Raw genomic sequence first — 19682 nt, 5'->3', positions numbered from 1 at the left:
CCGATTGTGGCCTCTGGCGATCAGTGCTATAAATCGCGCCCCTGACTTCGGGCACCCGCCCGACGATTGCCCGTTGTATCGCGGCTCTCACCTCAAGACTTGCGGAGCGTTTTTGCTTATGGCTGGAGTTTCCATGCGCGACCTGCTGGACGCGGGCGTCCATTTCGGTCATCAGACCCGCTACTGGTCGCCGGCCATGGCTCCTTATATCTATGGCGCCCGCCAGAACATCCACATCATCGACCTGGAACGCAGCCTGCCCATGCTGCGCGATGCGATGAACGTGCTGGGCAAGATCGCCGCCCGTGGCGGCACGGTGCTGTTCGTGGGCACCAAGCGCCAGGCGCGCAAACTGATCGAACAGCATGCCGCCGCCTGCGGCATGCCGTTCATCAGCTACCGCTGGCTGGGCGGCATGCTCACCAACTACCGCACGGTGCGCAAGTCGGTGGACCGCCTGATCGATCTGGAAACCCGCCTCGAGCTGGGCAAGACCGGCGACCTGAGCAAGCGTGAAATCCAGCTGCTGCAACGCGAGCGCGAGAAGCTGGTGCGCAGCGTGGGCGGCATCCGTACCCTGAAGGGCATGCCGGACGCGCTGTTCGTGATCGACACCGGCTACGAGCACATCGCCGTCGAGGAAGCCAACCGCCTGGGCATCCCGGTGATTGCGGTGGTCGACACCAACAACCGCCCGGAGAAGATCGACTACATCATTCCCGGCAACGACGACTCGATCCGCGCCATCGATCTGTACCTGGGTCAGGCCGTGGAGGCCATCCAGAACGGTCGAGCTGCCCTGGCGGCGGGCGGCAGCGACGAGTTCATCGAAGTCGTCGAGGTCAGCTAGGCAAGCGCGCGGCGTTGCCGCTGGCCACGCGGGCGTTTTTTCATTCTTTGAAAAGAGGGGTTCAACCCCTCTTTTTTTGCTCGGGTACCCGGTCGGTCAAGACCAGCGGCGCCCTGATCCGGAGGTATCCCAAATGAACATATCGGCGGCACTGGTCAAGGAAATGCGCGAGCGCACCGGCCTTGGCATGATGGAATGCAAGAAGGCGCTGACCGAAGCCGGGGGCGACATCGAAGCCGCCATCGACCTGATGCGCAAGGCCGGCGCCGCGCGTGCCGACAAGAAGGCCGGGCGCACCGCGGCCGATGGCGCCATCATCCTGTCGGCCAGCGCCGACGGGCGCAGCGTGGCCCTCACCGAGGTCAACTCGGAAACCGATTTCGTGGCCAAGGACGCGGGTTTCCTGGCCTTTGCCCAGGCGGTTGGCGATCTTGCGCTGAGCCAGGCGCCGGCCGACGTGGAACAGCTGTCGACCCTGACCCTGGGCGACGGCACGGTCGAGGAAGCGCGCCAGCAGCTGGTGGCCAAGATCGGCGAGAACATTCGCGTGCGTCGTTTCGTGCGCCGCCAGACGACATCCGGCGTGATCGGCAGCTATCTGCACGGCTCGCGCATCGGCGTGCTGGTCGAAATCGAGGGCGGCGATCTGGCCCTGGCGCGGGATATCGCCATGCACGTGGCGGCCAGTCGGCCGGTATGCGTGTCCAGCGACCAGATTCCGGCCGACGTGCTGGCCCGCGAGAAGGAAATCTACGACGCCCAGGCGGCCGAATCCGGCAAGCCGGAAGACATCCGCGCCCGGATGGTCGAGGGCCGGCTGCGCAAGTACGCGGCCGAGGTCACGCTGCTCGGCCAGGCCTTCGTCAAGGATCCGGACACCACCGTCGAGCAACTGCTGAAGAAGGCGAATGCGCGGGTGATCGGCTTCGACCGGCTGGAAGTCGGCGAAGGCATCGAGAAACAGGCCGACGATTTCGTCGCCGAAGTGATGAAACAAGCCCGCGGCTGAAGCTCCATGGCCGGTTCGCCGCCCAAGTACACGCGCATCCTGCTGAAACTCAGCGGCGAGGCGCTGGCCGGCGGCAAGCCGCACGGCTTCGACCGGCCGGCCATGCAGGCGGTGGCCGATGCACTGGCGCCGGTGCTGGCGGCCGGCGTGCAGGTCGGTCTGGTGGTCGGCGGCGGCAACCTGTTTCGCGGCCTGCCGGCGGCAGCCGACGGGGGTGACCGGGCCACCGCCGATTACATCGGCATGCTGGCCACGGTGATGAATGCGCTGGCGCTGCACGAGGTGCTGGAACGCGCTGGCCTGGCGGCGCGCGTCATGTCCGCGCTGCCGGTCACAGGCGTCGCCGAGCCGTTCGTGCGGGTCAAGGCTTTGGCGCATCTGGCGGCCGGCAAGGTGGTGCTGTTCGGCGGCGGTATCGGCAATCCGTATTTCACCACCGACACGGCCGCCTGCCTGCGCGCCATCGACATCGGCGCCCAGCTGTTGCTCAAGGCCACCAAGGTCGACGGCGTGTACGACGTCGATCCGCTGCGCAACACCACCGCACGGCGTTACGAGCAGCTTGACTATGATGAAGTGCTGGCGCGGCACCTGGGCGTGATGGACGCGACCGCGGTGGCATTGGCGCGCGAGCACGCCCTGCCGGTGCGGGTGTTCGACATGAACAGTCGCGGCGCGCTGCTGCGTATCGTGCACGGAGAGCCGGTCGGGACCCTCATGGGGCCGGCCGCGGACGGGAGACAGACATGATCGATGACGTGCGCAAGGACGCCGAACAGCGCATGGCCAAGAGCGTCCACGGGCTGCATGAGGAACTGAAGAAAATCCGCGCCGGCCGCGCCCACCCGGGCCTGCTGGACCAGGTGCATGTCAATTACTACGGCGTGGACACGCCGCTGCGCCAGCTCGCCAACGTCAGCGCCGAGGACGCGCGCACGCTGCTGGTGGCGCCGTTCGACAAGGCCGCCGTGGCAGCCATCGACAAGGCCATTCGCGAATCCGACCTGGGCCTGAACCCGGCCACCGCCGGCATGATCATTCGCGTACCGCTGCCGGCCCTGACCGAGCAGCGGCGCAAGGATCTGATCCGCGTCGTGCGCAGCGAGGGCGAAGCCTGCCGGGTGGCCATCCGCAACGTGCGCCGCGACGCCAACGGCTCGCTCAAGGAGATGGAGAAGGAAAAGCTGATCTCGGCCGACGACGAAACCCGTGGCCAGGCCGAGATACAGAAGCTCACCGACCGTTTCGTGGCTGAGGTCGAAGCCCTGCTGGCGGCCAAGGAAGCCGACCTGCTGGACGTCTGACCGGGCGCCATGACGACGCCCGAGGCCATACTGCCGCGGCACCTTGCCATCATCATGGATGGCAACGGCCGCTGGGCGCGCCAGCGTCACCTGCCGCGGGTGGCCGGCCACCGGGTCGGCGCCCGCGTGGTGCGGCGCATCGTGGAGGAGTGTGCCCGGCGCAATATCGGCTACCTGACCGTATTTGCCTTCAGCAGCGAGAACTGGCGACGCCCGCCGGACGAGGTATCGCTGCTGATGGAGCTGTTCCTGCGCGCCTTGCGCGACGAGGAAACGCGCCTGCTGGAAAACGGCATCCGGCTGTCGGTGATCGGCGATCGCAGCGCCCTGCCGGCACGCCTGCAGGCGGCGATCGCACAAGTCGAGGCCGCCACGGCCCACTGCCAGGGCCTGCACCTGACCGTGGCCACCAATTACGGCGGGCGGTGGGACATCGTGCAGGCGGCGCGATCAGTAGCGGCCGCAGCGGTCGCGGGGGAACTGGACCCGGCCGATCTGGATGAAGACAGCTTCGCGGCCCGGCTGGCCCTGGGCCGCGCGCCAGCGGTCGACCTGCTGATCCGCACCGGCGGCGAGCTGCGCATCAGCAATTTCCTGCTCTGGCAGCTGGCCTATGCAGAGCTGTATTTCACCGACACCCTGTGGCCGGATTTCGACGCCGCCGCGCTGGACCAGGCGCTGGCCTGGTTCGCCGGCCGCGAGCGGCGTTTCGGTCGCACGGGCGAGCAGCTGCTGCTCGGCGGCGCCGGTGCCTAGAACGCGCATCCTGACGGCCATCGTCCTGCTCGGTCTGGTGCTGCTGCTGCTGTGGCGCGGCACGCTGGTGTGGCTGCTGGGGGTGTTCGCGGCGGTCGCGCTGCGCGCCGCCTGGGAATGGGCGGGCCTGTGTTCGGGCCTGAGCGGTGCGCGGCGCTGGCTGCTGCTGGCGACGCTCGGCGCCAGCCTGGCAGGAGCGTATGCGCTGCCGGCTTCGTGGACTGCCGTGGCGCTCGCCGCCGGACTCGCATGGTGGGCGCTGGGGCTGCGGCTGGTGCTGTGCTACCCGGTCCTGCCGGACTGGATTGACCGGCCGCTGGCGCAGGCCGCCATCATCCTGCTGGCGCTGGCGCCCGCCTGGCTGGCGCTGGCCCGCCTGGCGGATGGGCAGCGCCCCTTGCTGCTGCTGTGCCTGGCGCTGGTATGGGCGGCCGACAGCGGCGCTTATCTGGTCGGTCGCCGCTTCGGCAGGCGCAAGCTGTGTCCACAGGTCAGCCCGGGCAAGACGGTGGAGGGACTGCTCGGCGGCCTGGTCGGCGCGGCACTGATCGGGCTGGTCGCGGGACTTGCCTTGGGGCTGGACGGCCTGCGCCTGGCGGCATTGGTCGGGCTCGCCACTGCCTGCGCGGCCGTATCCGTGGTGGGCGATCTTGCCGAAAGCCTGTTCAAGCGCCGCGCCGGGGTCAAGGACAGCAGTCATCTGCTGCCCGGTCACGGCGGCGTGCTGGACCGCATCGACGCCCTGATCGCCGCGGCGCCCCTGTTTGCGCTGACCGCGCCGCTGCTGGTGCGGGGCTAGGTGATGCGCGGCGTTGCCCTGCTCGGGGCCACCGGCTCCATCGGCGACAGCACGCTGTCGGTGCTGGAGCTGCACCCGGACCGGTACCGTCTGGAGGTGGTCGCGGCGCGGCGCAATGTGCCGCGCATGCTCGAAATCTGTCGGCAGTTCAGGCCGCCGCTGGCGGTGCTGACCGAGCCGGCCGCGGCGGCGGAACTTCGCGCAGCCCTGGGTGCCGGGCAGGCCACTCGGGTGCTGGACGGCCACCAGGTGTTGGAGCAGGTGGTTCGCGCAGCGGAAGTCGATGTCGTCGTCGCCGGTATCGTCGGCGCTGCGGGCCTTGCATCGTCCCTGGCGGCGGCGCAGGCCGGCAAGACGCTGCTGCTTGCGAACAAGGAGGCGCTGGTCATGGCCGGCGCGCTGTTCATGGATGCGGTGCGCCAGGGCGGCGCCACGCTGATTCCCATCGACAGCGAAACCAACGCCATGTTTCAGTGCCTGCCGGGGTATCGCTGTGGCGAACCGGCGGCCGAGCGCGGCGTGCGCCGCCTGCTGCTGACCGCCTCCGGCGGGCCGTTTCTGCGTACCCCAGTGGCCGACATGGCGCGCGCCACGCCCGACCAGGCCTGCGCCCACCCGCGCTGGGTGATGGGGCGCAAGATTTCGGTCGACTCCGCCACGCTCATGAACAAGGGGCTCGAAGTGATCGAAAGCGCCTGGCTGTTCGGCCTGCCCGGCAACGCCATCGAGGTGGTGGTGCATCCGCAAAGCGTGGTGCACTCGCTGGTCGAGTACTGCGACGGGTCGCTGCTGGCGCAGCTGGCGAGCCCCGACATGCGGGTACCGATCGCCCACGCGCTGGCCTGGCCCGAGCGTCAGGCATCCGGTGCCACGGCGCTGAACCTGTTCGATGTGGCGCGCCTGGATTTCGAGCCGCCGGACCGGGCACATTTTCCCTGCCTTGATCTTGCCTACCGGGCGCTGGGCACCGGGGGCACCGCGTGTGCCATTCTGAACGCCGCCAACGAGATTGCGGTCCAGGCGTTCCTTGAAGGCCAGCTGGCCTTTGGCAGCATTGCCGAGGTCGTGGGCGCCAGTCTGGATGCCCTGCCCGCCGTCCCGGCCGAGAATCTGGAAACCGTTCTGGCTGCCGACGCCGCCGCGCGGCGGATCGCCACGTCACAGGTGCAATCGCGATGCTGAATCTGCTGTGGTCGGTGGGTGCGTTTCTGGTCGCCATCGGCGTGCTGGTGAGCGTGCACGAGTATGGACACTTCTGGGCCGCGCGCCGGGTCGGGGTCAGGGTGCTGCGTTTCTCGGTCGGCTTTGGCAAGCCCCTGTGGCGGCGCGTGGACCGCCACGGCACGGAATTCGTGATCGCCGCCCTGCCGCTGGGCGGCTACGTCAAGATGCTGGACGAAACCGAGGCGCCGGTGCCGCCCGAGCAGCTCGACCAGGCCTTCAACCGCAAGCCGGTGTGGGCACGCATGGCAGTCGTGGCCGCCGGACCGATTGCCAACCTGCTGCTGGCCTGGCTGCTGTACTGGGCCATGTTCATGGTGGGTACCTACGGCCAGCGCCCGGTAGTGGGACAGGTGGCGCCCGACACGCCGGCCGCCAGCGCGGGATTTCAGAGTGGCGATGAACTGCGCGCGGTGGATGGCCGGTCCGTGCGCACCTGGGAAGACGCCGTGCTGACGCTCTTGCCGGCGGCCATCGACGGCCGGCTGGTGGCGGTGCAGGTGCAGACGGCGGATGCACCCGGCGTTGTCCGGGAGCGGAGGCTGGATTTGTCGGGCATCGACTACCGTGCCGAGGATCCGGACGTGATGCGTCGCCTGGGCCTTGCCTGGCGTGGGCCGCGCGTCGCGGCGCAGGTCGGCGAGGTCATCGCCGATGGCGCGGCGGCGCGGGCCGGAGTCCAGGTGGGCGACGTTCTGCTCACCGTCAACGACAAGCCCCTTGCCGACTGGGGCGACTGGGTCGAGATCGTGCGCGCCAGCCCGGAGCAGCCCCTGCGCCTGCGCCTGCGGCGCGAGGGCACCGAACTCGAACTGACCCTGACACCGCAGGCCGTCGACGATGCCGGCACGCGCATCGGGCGCGTCGGCCTGGCGCCACAGCCGGTGAGCGCACAGTTCGACGACTACTACCTGCGCCTGCGCTACGGACCGCTCGAGAGCGCCGGTGAGGCGCTCGGCAAGCTGCGCGACATGACCGTGCTGACCGGCGAGGTCATCGGGCGCATGCTCAGCGGCAGCGCCTCGAGTCGCAACATCAGCGGACCGCTGTCGATCGCCGAATTCGCCGGCCAAAGTGCGCGCCTGGGCGCCGCGCAGTTCCTGTCTTTCCTGGGCCTGGTCAGCCTGTCCCTGGGACTGCTCAATCTGCTGCCGGTGCCGGTTCTGGACGGCGGACACTTGCTGTACTATTCCGCCGAATTGGTGCGGGGGCGGCCCTTGCCGGAGCGGGTCCGGGCGGCCGGCCAGCAGATCGGCCTGGTGGCCCTGCTGGCACTCACCGTGCTTGCCTTCTATAACGACATCACGCGGCTCCTGTTTCGTTCTTGACTGCGGGCTGCGGCCTGCCCGGTGACGCCTTGTTTTCCGATTCCCTGCGCATCCTTTTCCGCAGCCTGGCGGCCATCATGCTGTGCCTGCAGGTACTCCAAACCTCGGCGCAGGCAGCAGCGGAAGATGCGTTCACGGTTCGCGACATCCGGCTGAACGGCCTGCAGCGCATCTCCCCCGGCGCGGTGCTGATCGCGCTGCCGCTGCGGGTGGGTGACCGCTTCGATCCGCAGCGCTCCAGCGCCATCATCCGGGCCTTGTTCCAGACCGAGTTTTTCAGCGACGTGCAGCTGGACCGCGACGGCGACGTGCTGGTCATCAACGTCGTCGAGCGACCGTCGATCGCCGAGCTGAACATCACCGGCAACAAGGACATCAAGACCGAGGATCTGCAAAAAGGCCTGCGCGAAGCGGGCCTGGCCACCGGCCGGGTGTTCGTGCCGTCGGCGCTGGACCAGCTGCGCCAGGAACTGCAGCGCCAGTACTACGCCAACGGCAAGTACGGCATGAAGGTCGACACCGAGGTCAAGGATCTGCCGCGCAACCGCGTGCGAATCGACATCACCATCGCCGAGGGCGACGTCGCGCGCATTCGCCAGATCAACATCGTCGGCAACCAGGTGTTCGACGACGAAACCCTGCGCGGGGCCTTCGAGCTGTCGACGCCGAACCTGCTCAGCTTCATCACCGGCAACGACAAGTACTCGCGCCAGAAGTTGGCCGGCGATCTTGAGAAGCTGCACGCGTTCTATCTGGACCGCGGTTATCTGGATTTCGACATCAAGTCCACGCAGGTCGCCATCACCCCGGACAAGCGCGAGATCTACATCACGGTCAACGTGACCGAGGGTCAGCAGTACACGGTCGATGAGGTCAAGTTGTCCGGCAACCTGGTGGTCGAGCCAGAGGAACTGGTCAAGCTGGTCCAGCTGCGCCCGGGCGACACCTTCTCGCGCAAGAAGATGACCCAGACCAGCGACGCCATCTCGGAGCGCCTGGGCGAGGCCGGCTATGCCTTCGCCAACGTCAACCCATCACCGGAAATCGACAAGCAGAACGCCACCGCCAAGCTGACCTTTTTCGTCGATCCGGGCAAGCGTGCCTACGTGCGCCGGATCAGCTTCGCCGGCAACGAGAAGACTGCCGACGAGGTGATGCGCCGGGAAATGCGCCAGCTGGAAGCCACCACTTTCTCGTCGGCGGCCGTGGAGCGCTCGCGGGTGCGCCTGGAGCGGCTGGGCTTCTTCGAGGACGTGACCGTGGAAACGCCGGCCGTGCCGGGCAGTCCGGATCAGGTGGACGTCAACTTCACGGTCAAGGAGCGGCCGTCCGGCAGCATCTCGGCCGGCGTCGGCTTTGGCCAGGGCAGCGGCCTGCTGCTGAACGCCGCCGTGACGCAGAACAACTTCCTGGGCACCGGCGACAGCGTCAGCGTCAATTTCAGCAACAGCGACTATTCGCGGGTCTACAGCGTCGCTCACACGAATCCGTATGCCACCGTGGATGGGGTGTCACGCTCGGTCAGCGCGTTCCTACGCTCCACCGACGCCGCGGACGCCAATCTGACCGAGTACGACACCGACTCGCTGGGCGGCTCCTGGGGCTACAACGTGCCGCTGTCGGAGTTCAGTGCCTTCGGGTTTGGCGTGGCGGTCGAGAAGACCAAAATCGGTACCGGTGCGTTCACCTCCACCGAGGTGCTCGACTTCATCAACGACAACGGCGACAACTACAACATCTTCAAGCTGAATGCGAGCCTGGCGCGCGACACTCGCAACCGTGCCATTTTCCCGGACCGGGGCATGCTGCGCCGCGTCTCTGGCGAGATCGCGGCGCCCATCGGCGATCTTCAGTTCTACAAGCTGAACTTCACCGAGCAGCACCATTTCCCGTTCAACGACACAGTCAGCCTCCTGCTCAGCGGCACCCTGGGCTACGGTGACGGCTACGGCGACACCACCGAGTTGCCGTTCTTCGAGAACTTCTTCGCCGGTGGTTTCCGCACCCTGCGCGGGTTCAAGGACAACACGCTCGGTCCGCGCACCTTTAGTGCCTTCACCGATGACGACGGTGATCCTTTCGGCGGCGACCGCCTGATTCTGGGACGGACCGAGCTGTTCTTCCCGGTGCCGTTCATGGACCAGCAGAGCAAGAATTTCCGCATGTCGGTGTTTGGTGATGCCGGTAACGTGTTCGGCGCGGACGACCCTGTCAAGCTGGGTGAGCTACGTTACTCGACCGGCGTAGCGGCGGTGTGGATCTCGCCATTTGGCGCCATTTCCATCGCCATTGCGCAGCCGTTCAACGATGGCCCGCTGGACGAAACACAGCGTTTCCAGTTCAGCCTGGGCGCCGGGTTCTAGATTTTTTCACGCTCACACGGAGAAGCCTGACGATGACACGGATGCGGGGATGGGTACTGGGGCTGCTGGGCAGCCTGTTGTTGACGCCGGCGCTGGCGGCGGACCTGAAGGTCGGTTACGTCAATGCGTCGGCCCTGCTGCAGGCCTCGCCGCAGGCCGAGGTGGTGCAGAAAAAACTGCGTGACGAATTCACGCCGCGCCGCCAGCAGCTCGAATCGCGCGCCAAGCGTCTGGAGCAGCAGGAGCAGGACCTGTCCAAGAACGGCCTGATGCTCAGCGAGGACCAGCGCAAGGCCAAGGAGCGCGAGATCATCGACGGCCGGCGCGAGCTCAAGCACGCCCAGGACGAGTTCCAGGACGACCTGCGCATCCGCCAGTCGGAGGAAGTCGGCAAGCTGCGCGAGCAGCTGCTCGGTGCGGTCGAGAAGTTCGCCAAGGCCAACAGCTACGACCTCATCCTGTACGAAGGCGTCATCTACGCCAGTGACGCGCTGAACGTCACCGACCAGGTGCTGGCGCTGCTCAAGAACCCGGCCAAGCCCTGATCGACGGATGCGCCTGAGCGAGCTGGCGCAGCGGGTCGGTGGCAGTGTCGAGGGCGATGGCGATCGCGAGCTGGACGGCGTCGCCACGCTAGCCAGGGCCGGCGCGGCGCAGCTGAGTTTTTTCGTCAACCGCCGCTATCGCAGGCAACTGACAGACACCCGCGCCGGCGCGGTGGTGCTGGCGCCGGACGACCGGGAGTTGTTCGCCGGCCCGCGGCTGATCGCCGACAATCCGTACCTGGCCTTTGCCCGGGCGGCGGCCTTGCTGCACCCGCTGCCAGTGCCGGCACCCGGCGTCGATCCGTCGGCGCGGATTCACGCCGACGCCAGGCTCGGCCGGAACGTGCAGGTGCAGGCGCGGGCGATCATCGAGGCCGGCGTGCACGTGGGCGATGGCGCGCAAATCGGCGCCGGTTGCTACCTCGGCGAAGGTGTCGTTGTCGGTGCCGGCTCACGCCTGGCGCCGCGGGTCACGCTGCTGGCCGGCACGCAGCTCGGCGCCCGCTGCCTGATTCATCCGGGCGCCGTGCTCGGAGCCGACGGCTTCGGTCTGGCCAACGACCGCGGCGTGTGGGTCAAGGTGCCGCAGCTGGGCCGGGTGGTGGTCGGCGACGATGTCGAGATCGGCGCCAACACCACCATCGACCGCGGCGCGCTGGACGACACGCTGATCGGCAACGGCGTCAAGCTCGACAACCTGATCCAGGTGGCGCACGGCGTGCGGATCGGCGATCACACGGCGATTGCCGCCTGCGTCGGCATCTCCGGCAGCACCGTCATCGGCCGCCACTGCGTGATCGGCGGCGGTGTGGGCTTCGTCGGGCACTTGGAAATTTGCGACGGTGTGACCGTGACCGGCATGTCCATGGTCGCGCAATCGATCACCCGTCCGGGCGTGTACTCGGGCATCCCGGCCGAGGAGGCCCGCCGCTGGCGGCGCAATATCGGCCGCTTTCATCAGCTCGACGAACTGGCGCGGCGGCTGCTGCGCCTGGAACGCACGTCCAAGGATCCACACGAATGAGCGAGCCGGAAACCCTGAACGCCACCGAGATCATGCGCCTGCTGCCGCACCGCTACCCGTTCCTGCTGCTGGACCGGGTGCTGGAACTGCTGCCCGGCGAGCGGCTGGTCGCCATCAAGAACGTCACCATCAGCGAACCGTTCTTCCCGGGCCATTTCCCGAACTACCCGGTCATGCCCGGCGTGCTGATCGTGGAGGCCATGGCGCAGGCCAGCGCCGTGCTCGGGTTTCGCTCCACCGGCACCAGCGCCCAGGACGACAACGTGTACCTGTTCGTGGGCATCGACAAGGCGCGTTTTCGCCAGGCCGTGCAGCCGGGCGATCAGCTGCGCATCGAGGTGCATCTGAAGCGCGCCGTGCGCGGCATCTGGATGTTCACCTGCAGCGCCAGTGTGGACGGGACCGAGGTCGCATCGGCCGAGATCATGTGCACGCTCAAGGCCGTCTCGTGATCGACCCCACCGCCCGCATCCACCCGGATGCCCGCCTGGCACCGGACATCGAGGTCGGCCCCTACGCCGTGATCGGCCCGCAGGTGCGCATCGGCGAAGGCTGCGTGATCGGCCCGCACACGGTCATCACCGGCAGCACCCACATCGGGCGCAGCAACCGCATCTTCCAGTTCGCGTCCATCGGCGAGATTCCGCAGGACAAGAAGTACCACGCCGGTGAGGACAGCCGGCTCGAAATCGGCGACGGCAACACCATCCGCGAGTTCTGCACCATCAACTGCGGCACCGCTGGCGGCGGCGGGCTAACGCGCATCGGCGACGACAACTGGCTGATGGCCTATGTGCACATCGCCCATGACTGCCTGATCGGCAACCACACCATCTTTGCCAATTCGTCCTCGCTGGCCGGCCACGTGCTGGTCGAGGACCACGTCATCCTGGGCGGCTTTGCGCTGGTGCACCAGTTCTGCGCCCTGGGCGCGCACAGCTTTCTGGCGGCCAGTTCCGTGGTGCTCAAGGACGTGCCGCCGTTCGTCATGGCCGAGGGCAACTCAGCCCGCCCGCGCGGCATCAACACCGAGGGTCTGCGCCGGCGCGGTTTCAGCGCCCAGGACCTGACCGCCATCCGGGGCGCCTACAAGACGCTCTACCGCAGCGGCCTGCGCCTGCAGGACGCCCTGGCGGTGCTCGACGGGGAAAGCGACTGCGAGCACCTGGCGACCATCGCCGCCTTCGTGCGCCGGTCGCAACGCGGCATCATTCGGTGAACGGGGCGGTGAGCGCCCGATGAATTCCGGCCGGCTGCGGGTCGGTCTGATTGCCGGCGAACCCTCCGGCGACGCCCTGGGCGCGGCGCTGATCGGCGCCTTGCGTCGGCAAATGCCGCACGTGGAGTGCTTCGGCGTGGCTGGACCCGCCATGCGCGCGGCCGGCTGCAGGGCGCTGTATCCGGCCGAAGACCTGGCGGTGATGGGCATCGTCGAGGTGCTGGCGCATCTGCCGCGCCTGCTGCGCATCCGCCGCGGCCTGCTGCGTCAGCTGCGCGCCGACCCGCCGGACGTGCTGGTCGGCATCGACGCGCCCGATTTCAATCTGCCGGTCGAGGCGCGCCTGCGCCGGGCCGGCGTCCGCACCGTGCATTACGTCAGCCCGTCGGTATGGGCCTGGCGCGAGCGGCGGGTGAAGCAGATTGCCGCCGCGGTCGATCGCATGCTGACGCTGTTTCCCTTCGAGGCGCGCTTCTACGAGCGGCACGGTGTGCCGGTAACGCAGGTCGGACACCCGCTGCAGGCGACGCTGCGGCCCATCGACCCGGCCGTCGCCCGGGCCGCGCTGGGCCTGCCGCCGCCCGGACCGAATTCGCTGCCGGTGCTGGCGCTGCTGCCCGGCAGCCGGGCCGGCGAGTACCGGCGTCTGGCGCCGTTGTTTCTGGCCACCGCGCAGTGGCTGCGCGAGCAGGGTCGGCCCTGTCATCTGCTGCTGCCGCTGGTGAATCAGGCCGCCCGTACTGCGGTCGAGGCCCAGCTGCGCCGCACCGGCGCGGGCCTGTCCTGCACGCTGATCGATGGCCGCGCGCAGGAGGTGATGGCCGCCGCCGATGCGGTCCTGCTGGCATCGGGCACGGCCACGCTGGAGGCGATGCTGCTGGGGCGGCCCATGGTGGTCGCTTATCGCCTGGCGCCATTGACCTACGCCATCGCACGCCGCCTGGTGCGCACGCCGCACGTGGCCATCCCGAACCTGCTGGCCGGCCGCGCGGTGGTGCCGGAGTTCATCCAGCACGCGGCGACACCGGCCGCGCTTGGCGCCGCGATCGCCCACCTGCTGGAACCGGCCACCGGCGCCGCCATGCGCGCCGAGCTGGCGGCGCTGCGCCCCCCGCAGACCGAGGACCCCGCCGAACTGGCAGCGCGCGCCGTACTGGAGGTGGCCGGATGGACCTGAGCGATCTTCTGGCCGGCGTCGACGAGGTCGGTCGCGGCCCCTGGCGGGGCCGGTGATCGCCGCGGCGGTCATCCTGCATCCGCGGCGGCCGATTGCGGGCCTGGCCGATTCCAAGACGCTCGGCCCCGCCCGGCGCGAGGCGCTGGCGGCCCAGATCCACGCCGAGGCATTTGCCGTCGGTATCGGCCGCGCCGAGGTGCAGGAAATCGATCGCCTGAACATCCTGCACGCCAGTCTGCTGGCCATGGAACGCGCCGTGGCGGCGCTCGGCTGCATGCCGCAGCGCATTCAGGTGGACGGCAACCGCCGCCCGTCCGGCCTGCCGCAGGCCGAAACCATCATCGGCGGCGATGCACTGATTCCCGCCATCAGCGCCGCTTCCATCGTCGCCAAGGTGGCGCGCGACGCCGAACTGATAGCCCTCGATGCGCAGTATCCGGGCTACGGCCTGGCCCGCCACAAAGGCTATCCGACCGCCGAGCACCTGGCCGCGCTGGCACGCCTGGGCGCCAGTGCCTGCCACCGGCGCAGCTTCGGCCCGGTGCGCCGGCAGCTGGTCCTGGCCGGCCTGCAAGCCACGGTTTTGTCAGACACCGGCTGGCCGGTCCTGCCGCTCGTTGCCGCCGACAAGTCCGGCAAGGATCTATCCGGCCTTCAACTAGAATAGGCCGCCCGTTCGCCTTCCTCCCTGGCCACCCATGTCGTCCGCGGGCTTCGTACACCTCAGTCTGCACAGCGAGTACTCGCTCACCGACAGCGTGCTGCGGGTGGACGAGCTGGTCGACGCCGTGCGCGCCGGCGGCATGCCGGCGGTGGCCGTCACCGATGCCGGCAACCTGTTCGCACTGGTCAAGTTCTACCAGGCCGCGCAGGCGGCCGGCATCAAGCCGATTGCCGGCGCCGACATCACCCTGTGGGAGCAGGCCGACGGCAGCGCCGCCAGCCGCCTGTTGCTGCTGTGCCAGGACCGCGGCGGCTATCTGAACCTGTGCCGTTTGCTCAGCCGCGCCTACGTCGAGGGCCAGCGCGCCGGCCGGCCGGGCGTGCTGCGCGATTGGCTGGTCGGCTACAGCGAGGGCCTGATCGCGCTGTCCGGAGGACTGGCCGGTGACGTGGGCCAGGCGCTGGCCGCCGGCAGTCACGACAAGGCGGCCCAGCTGCTGGCCGACTGGCGCGCGCTGTTCCCGGGCCGCTATTACCTGGAACTGACGCGCACCGGCCGCCCCGGCGAGGAAGCCCACGTCGCCGCCGCCGTGGAGCTGGCCATCGCCACCGGCACGCCGGTGGTGGCCAGCAACGACGTGCGCTTTCTGGCCGCGACCGACTTCGACGCCCACGAGGCGCGCGTGTGCATCGCCGAAGGCCGGGTGCTGAACGACCCGCGCCGGCCGCGCCCGTACAGCGAGCAGCAGTACCTGCGCACGCCGCAGGAAATGGCCGTGCTGTTCGCGGACCTGCCCGAAGCCCTGGTCAATACGCTGGCCATCGCCAAGCGCTGCAACCTCGAACTGACGCTGGGCGAGCCGATGCTGCCGGCCTTCCCGGCCCCCGGCGGCATCAGCGCCGAGCAGCACCTGATCAACGAGGCCGGCGCCGGGCTGGACGCACTCCTGCAGCGCGCCGTCAGCGACGGGCTGACGCTCGATGCCGACACCTACCGCCAGCGCCTGGCGCTGGAGCTGGACGTCATCAACGGCATGGGCTTTGCCGGCTACTTCCTGATCGTGGCCGACTTCATCGCCTGGGCGCGCGCCAACGGCGTGCCGGTCGGACCGGGCCGCGGCTCCGGCGCCGGCTCGCTGGTGGCCTATGTGCTCGACATCACGCGCATCGATCCGATCGCCAACGACCTGCTGTTCGAGCGCTTCCTGAATCCGGAACGCAAGTCCCTGCCGGATTTCGACGTCGATTTCTGCATGGACGGCCGCGACCGGGTCATCGACTACGTGGCCGCCCGCTACGGCCGCGAGCGGGTGTCGCAGATCATCACCTACGGCTCGATGGCGGCCAAGGCGGTGGTGCGCGACGTCGGGCGGGTGCTCGGCCTGCCGTATGGCTTCGTGGACTCGATCGCCAAGCTGATCCCGTTCGAGCTCGGCATCACACTCGACAAGGCGCTGGCACAGGAGGCCGCGCTGCGCGGGCGCTACGAAGCCGAAGATGACGTGCGCACCCTGATCGACCTGGCCAAGTCGCTCGAAGGCCTGGCGCGCAACGCCGGCAAGCACGCCGGCGGCGTGGTCATCGCGCCCGGCCCGCTGACCGATTTCGTGCCGCTGTTCTGCGAAGCCGGCGGCGGCAGCCCGGTGACGCAGTTCGACAAGGACGACGTCGAGGCCATCGGCCTGGTGAAGTTCGACTTCCTGGGCCTGCGCACGCTGACCATCATCGACTGGGCGATCAGGACCCTGGCCCAGCGCGACCCGGCCTTTGCCGATTTCGACATCGACCGCCTGCCGCTGGACGACCCCGAGGCCTACGCCCTGCTGCGCCGCTGCGAGACCACGGCGGTGTTCCAGCTCGAATCGCGCGGCATGCGCGACCTGATCCGCCGCCTGCAGCCGGACTGCTTCGACGACGTGGTGGCGCTGGTGGCGCTGTACCGGCCAGGTCCGCTGCAATCGGGCATGGTGGATGACTTCATCGACCGCAAGCACGGCCGCGCCCGGCCGGATTACCTGGAGCCGCGCCTGGAGCCGGTGCTGCGGCCCACCTACGGCGTAATCCTGTACCAGGAACAGGTGATGCAGATCGCGCAGGTGCTGGCCGGCTACAGCCTGGGCCAGGCCGATCTGCTGCGTCGCGCCATGGGCAAGAAAAAGCCCGAGGAGATGGCCAAGCAGCGCTCCGGCTTCGTCGATGGCGCGGTGGCCAACGGCGTCGCCGCGCAGCGCGCCGGCGAGATCTTCGACCTGATGGAGAAGTTCGCCGGCTACGGCTTCAACAAGTCGCACTCGGCCGCCTACGCGCTGCTGTCCTACCAGACCGCGTGGCTGAAGGCGCACCACCCGGCGGCCTTCATGGCGGCCGTGCTGTCGGCCGACATGGATCACACCGACAAGGTGGTGACGCTGATCGACGAGTGCCGGCGCATGGGCCTGAGCCTGCTGCCGCCGGACATCAACCGCGGTCTGCATGCCTTCACCGTCACCGACGAGGGCGCCATCCTGTACGGCCTGGGCGCGGTCAAGGGCGTCGGCGAGGCAGCCATCGAGGCCATCGTCGAGACGCGCGCCGCCGGCGGGCCGTTCAGCAACCTGTTCGATTTTTGCCGTCGCATCGATCCGCGCCGCGTCAACAAGCGCGCCGCCGAGGCGCTGATCCGCGTCGGTGCCTTCGACCCACTCGAAGGCCACCGCGCCGCCCTGTTGGCCACGCTGAATCAGGCCTACACCCTGGCCGAGCAGGAAAGCCGCGCCGCCGATGCCGGCCAGAACGACATGTTCGGCGCCGCGAGCGCGGACACCGGCCCGGCCGCCACGCCGCAGCTGGCCGACTGTCCGCGCTGGAGCACCGCCGAGCGCCTCACCGCCGAGCGCGAGTCGCTCGGCCTGTGGCTGTCGGGCCACCCGATCGAGGCCTACGAGACGGAGCTGGGGCGCCTGGTCGACTGCCGCCTGGCCGAGGTGCAGCGCTTCGAGGGCCGCAACGTGCGCATTGCCGGCCTGGTGGTAGGCAGCCGCACGCTGAGCAAGGGCCGGCGCATGACCTTCGTCACCCTGGACGACCGCACGGCGCGCCTGGACGTGACCCTGTTCGACGAACAACTGGCCGGCGCCCCGGACCTGCTGGCGCGCGATCGCCTGCTGGTGGTCGAGGGCGCGGTGTCGGTGGACGACTTCAACGGCGGCTTTCGCATCCGCGCCGAAAAGGCGCTGCCGCTGCCGGCGGCCCGCGCCGGGCGGGGTGCCAGCCTGTGGTGTGAACTCGCCACCGCGCAGGCACCGGCCGACCTGCCGACCCGCCTGGTCGAGGTGCTGGCTGCGTTTCGCGGACCGTGCCCGGTGCTGGTCGACTGCCGCACGCACGCGGCAAGCGGCCTGCTGCGCCTGGGACCGGCTTTCCAGGTGCGCGCCGAGGACGCCCTGATCGAGCGCCTGCGCGCCCTGCCCGGGGTTGCAGCGGCCGAATTCCGTTACGATCCGCCGCCCCGGATGCCGGCCGTGCGGCCTGCCGCTGCACCCTCACCGGCCCCTGCGCCGGCCTTTGCCGACACCTTCGCGGACGCCCTCGCCGACACCGCCGACTGAACCGGACCCTACCGCATGGCATTCCAGTTTCTAGAATTCGAAAAGCCGATCGCCGAACTCGAGGCGCGCATCGACGAGCTGCGCCAGACCGCCGGCGGCGGCACGGTCAGCCTGGAGGACGAGGTCACGCGCCTGCAGCGCAAGGCCGACAGCCTCACCGACAGCATCTTCGGCAAGCTGACGCCGGTGCAGATCGCACAACTGGCCCGCCACCCGGAGCGGCCCTACACGCTGGACTACATCCGGCGCATGTTCACCGACTTCGAGGAGCTGCACGGCGATCGCATGTTCCGCGACGATGCCGCCATCGTCGGCGGCCTGGCGCGCCTGGGCGACCGCCCGGTGCTGGTCATCGGCCACCAGAAAGGCCGCGACGTGCAGGAAAAAGTCCGCCGCAACTTCGGCATGCCAAAGCCCGAGGGCTACCGCAAGGCGCAGCGGCTGATGCGCACCGCGGCCCGCTTTCGGCTGCCGATCATCACCTTCATCGACACGCCGGGCGCCTACCCAGGCGTGGACGCCGAGGAACGCGGCCAGAGCCAGGCCATCGCCGAGAGCCTGTACCTGATGGCGCGGCTGCCGGTGCCGATCGTCAGCGTGGTGATCGGCGAGGGCGGCTCCGGCGGCGCGCTGGCCATTGGCGTCGGCGACCGCCTGTTGATGCTGCAGTACGGCACCTACGCCGTGATCTCGCCCGAAGGCTGCGCCGCCATCCTGTGGAAGGACTCAGGCAAGGCGGAGCTGGCCGCGGATGCGATGGGCATCACCGCCCCGCGCCTGCACGAGCTGGGCCTGGTCGACGAGATCATCGCCGAGCCACGCGGCGGCGCCCATCGCGACTTCGACACCGCCGCCGCCGCCGTGCGCACCGCGCTTGTGCGCCACCTGGACGAGCTGGACGCCATGCCGGCCGACGGCCTGCTGCAGCGGCGCCTGGAGCGCCTGCGCGGCTATGGCGTCTACAAGGAAGGTTAGTCCGCCTCGAACATGCTCAATCTCCACTCGATGCTGCTGCCGTTCGGCTTCGATCCAACCAAGCCAACCAAACTCGTCCGTCATCAAGACAGACGGTTTGATATCGAACAACTTTATCGAGCCGATCAGTTCGAGTTCTACCAATCGATTCAACGTCGCCCTGTCTTCCGCGCGGGCGACCAAATTGTTTCTTTTCTTGGCCGACCGGGCACACACGCCGTGTTCGTGGGCGTATATGACGTACTTGGAGTTGAGGAACCTCTCGACCGCGCGCTGCCCGACGGCTTCCTCTTCCCGAACATGAACACAGTCAACCTCTATCTCTACGAATTGCGGCTGAACGAACGGTTCACCGATTTACGAGATCGCCTTGTCATCGATTGGGGCGCCGGTACTCGAACTTGGGTGCAGCAGTACGGCCAAGGCGAAAAGCCCGTCGTTGAAGTGCTTCCACAAGGCTATGTCCGCCAATTCCCCGGCTTCATGGACGTTGTGCTCAGCTATGACGAACTCGTCAAGATCATCAACAACCCCGTTCCGCACCGTGACTGGCACCGAATGCTCGGGTCGGTCGCGGGCGTCTATTTGATTCTGGACACCAAGACGGGGAATCAGTACGTCGGTTCGGCTTACGGCGCGCGGGGACTACTTGGGCGTTGGCAAACCTACGCAAACACAGTTCATGGCGGAAACCAGCAATTGCAGGCACTCGTCGAGAGTCGACCTGATGTTGCGCGTGACCTTCAGTTCGCCATCCTTCAAACGCTGCCCCTAACGCTGACCGCGCGGGAAGTCGTTGCGTACGAAGTGCTGCACAAGCAAAAGCTGGGAACCCGAGCACATGGCCTCAACGACAATTGAG

Annotated in this window: 17 protein-coding genes and 1 pseudogene; all 18 read left to right on the top strand. The window is 68.4% G+C overall.

Going from position 1 to position 19682, the window contains the following annotated elements; all coding sequences use genetic code 11:
- The first annotated feature begins 118 nt into the window (after window positions 1-118).
- The 18 genes and pseudogenes from rpsB to PG2T_RS13800 all read left to right on the top strand — a co-directional run bounded on the left by rpsB (window position 119) and on the right by PG2T_RS13800 (window position 19681).
- Window positions 119-850 carry a 30S ribosomal protein S2 gene (rpsB, locus tag PG2T_RS13885; RefSeq protein WP_068806780.1) on the top strand — a complete coding sequence of 244 codons (732 nt, stop codon included), beginning with the start codon at window positions 119-121 and terminating at the stop codon, window positions 848-850.
- A gap of 133 nt (window positions 851-983) precedes the next feature.
- Window positions 984-1859, top strand: a complete 876-nt coding sequence (gene tsf, locus PG2T_RS13880) for a translation elongation factor Ts (RefSeq protein ID WP_068806777.1) — start codon at window positions 984-986, stop codon at window positions 1857-1859.
- Window positions 1860-1865: 6 nt separating this feature from the next.
- Window positions 1866-2609: a UMP kinase gene (pyrH, locus tag PG2T_RS13875; RefSeq protein ID WP_068806774.1), complete on the top strand. Its 744-nt coding sequence runs from the start codon at window positions 1866-1868 to the stop codon at window positions 2607-2609.
- The gene (gene frr, locus PG2T_RS13870; protein ID WP_068806771.1) at window positions 2606-3163 is read left to right on the top strand and encodes a ribosome recycling factor; all 558 of its coding nucleotides are present in this window, start codon (window positions 2606-2608) and stop codon (window positions 3161-3163) included. Before pyrH ends, frr begins: the two co-directional genes overlap by 4 nt.
- A gap of 9 nt (window positions 3164-3172) precedes the next feature.
- Window positions 3173-3919: a polyprenyl diphosphate synthase gene (gene uppS, locus PG2T_RS13865; RefSeq protein WP_068806768.1), complete on the top strand. Its 747-nt coding sequence runs from the start codon at window positions 3173-3175 to the stop codon at window positions 3917-3919.
- Window positions 3912-4718 (top strand): phosphatidate cytidylyltransferase, encoded by an 807-nt coding sequence (locus tag PG2T_RS13860; protein WP_068806765.1) that lies wholly within the window; start codon window positions 3912-3914, stop codon window positions 4716-4718. The genes uppS and PG2T_RS13860 overlap by 8 nt, the downstream gene beginning before the upstream one ends.
- A 3-nt stretch (window positions 4719-4721) precedes the next feature.
- Entirely contained in the window at window positions 4722-5900 is a 1179-nt protein-coding gene (locus tag PG2T_RS13855) for a 1-deoxy-D-xylulose-5-phosphate reductoisomerase (RefSeq protein WP_068806761.1), read from the top strand.
- Window positions 5894-7267, top strand: a complete 1374-nt coding sequence (gene rseP, locus PG2T_RS13850; RefSeq protein WP_068806758.1) for an RIP metalloprotease RseP — start codon at window positions 5894-5896, stop codon at window positions 7265-7267. Before PG2T_RS13855 ends, rseP begins: the two co-directional genes overlap by 7 nt.
- 77 nt (window positions 7268-7344) lie before the next feature.
- Window positions 7345-9630: an outer membrane protein assembly factor BamA gene (gene bamA, locus PG2T_RS13845; protein WP_068808424.1), complete on the top strand. Its 2286-nt coding sequence runs from the start codon at window positions 7345-7347 to the stop codon at window positions 9628-9630.
- A gap of 32 nt (window positions 9631-9662) precedes the next feature.
- Window positions 9663-10175 carry an OmpH/Skp family outer membrane protein gene (locus PG2T_RS13840; protein WP_068806755.1) on the top strand — a complete coding sequence of 171 codons (513 nt, stop codon included), beginning with the start codon at window positions 9663-9665 and terminating at the stop codon, window positions 10173-10175.
- A 7-nt stretch (window positions 10176-10182) separates the two neighbouring features.
- Window positions 10183-11199, top strand: coding sequence for a UDP-3-O-(3-hydroxymyristoyl)glucosamine N-acyltransferase (lpxD, locus tag PG2T_RS13835; protein WP_068806752.1), 1017 nt, complete (start codon window positions 10183-10185; stop codon window positions 11197-11199).
- Window positions 11196-11651 carry a 3-hydroxyacyl-ACP dehydratase FabZ gene (gene fabZ, locus PG2T_RS13830; RefSeq protein WP_068806749.1) on the top strand — a complete coding sequence of 152 codons (456 nt, stop codon included), beginning with the start codon at window positions 11196-11198 and terminating at the stop codon, window positions 11649-11651. The genes lpxD and fabZ overlap by 4 nt, the downstream gene beginning before the upstream one ends.
- Window positions 11648-12418 carry an acyl-ACP--UDP-N-acetylglucosamine O-acyltransferase gene (gene lpxA / locus PG2T_RS13825; RefSeq protein ID WP_083214953.1) on the top strand — a complete coding sequence of 257 codons (771 nt, stop codon included), beginning with the start codon at window positions 11648-11650 and terminating at the stop codon, window positions 12416-12418. Before fabZ ends, lpxA begins: the two co-directional genes overlap by 4 nt.
- Before the next feature lie 19 nt (window positions 12419-12437).
- On the top strand, window positions 12438-13595 hold the full coding sequence (gene lpxB, locus PG2T_RS13820; RefSeq protein WP_068806743.1) for a lipid-A-disaccharide synthase: 1158 nt from the start codon (window positions 12438-12440) through the stop codon (window positions 13593-13595).
- Window positions 13586-14151: pseudogene (gene rnhB, locus PG2T_RS13815) on the top strand (ribonuclease HII); the annotation flags it as partial. The gene lpxB and the pseudogene rnhB, both read left to right, overlap by 10 nt.
- Before the next feature lie 142 nt (window positions 14152-14293).
- Window positions 14294-17845 carry a DNA polymerase III subunit alpha gene (dnaE, locus tag PG2T_RS13810; RefSeq protein ID WP_068806738.1) on the top strand — a complete coding sequence of 1184 codons (3552 nt, stop codon included), beginning with the start codon at window positions 14294-14296 and terminating at the stop codon, window positions 17843-17845.
- A 15-nt stretch (window positions 17846-17860) separates the two neighbouring features.
- A complete protein-coding gene (locus PG2T_RS13805) occupies window positions 17861-18820 on the top strand; it encodes an acetyl-CoA carboxylase carboxyltransferase subunit alpha (protein WP_068806735.1) in 960 nt (319 codons plus the stop codon).
- 12 nt (window positions 18821-18832) lie between these two features.
- The gene (locus tag PG2T_RS13800) at window positions 18833-19681 is read left to right on the top strand and encodes a GIY-YIG nuclease family protein (RefSeq protein ID WP_068806732.1); all 849 of its coding nucleotides are present in this window, start codon (window positions 18833-18835) and stop codon (window positions 19679-19681) included.
- The last annotated feature ends 1 nt before the right edge of the window (window position 19682 follow it).

The organism is Immundisolibacter cernigliae, assembly GCF_001697225.1.
GTDB lineage: Bacteria > Pseudomonadota > Gammaproteobacteria > Immundisolibacterales > Immundisolibacteraceae > Immundisolibacter > Immundisolibacter cernigliae.
The sequence above is the reverse complement of the archived record's forward strand: the minus strand, read 5'-3'. Positions and strand labels throughout refer to the sequence as shown.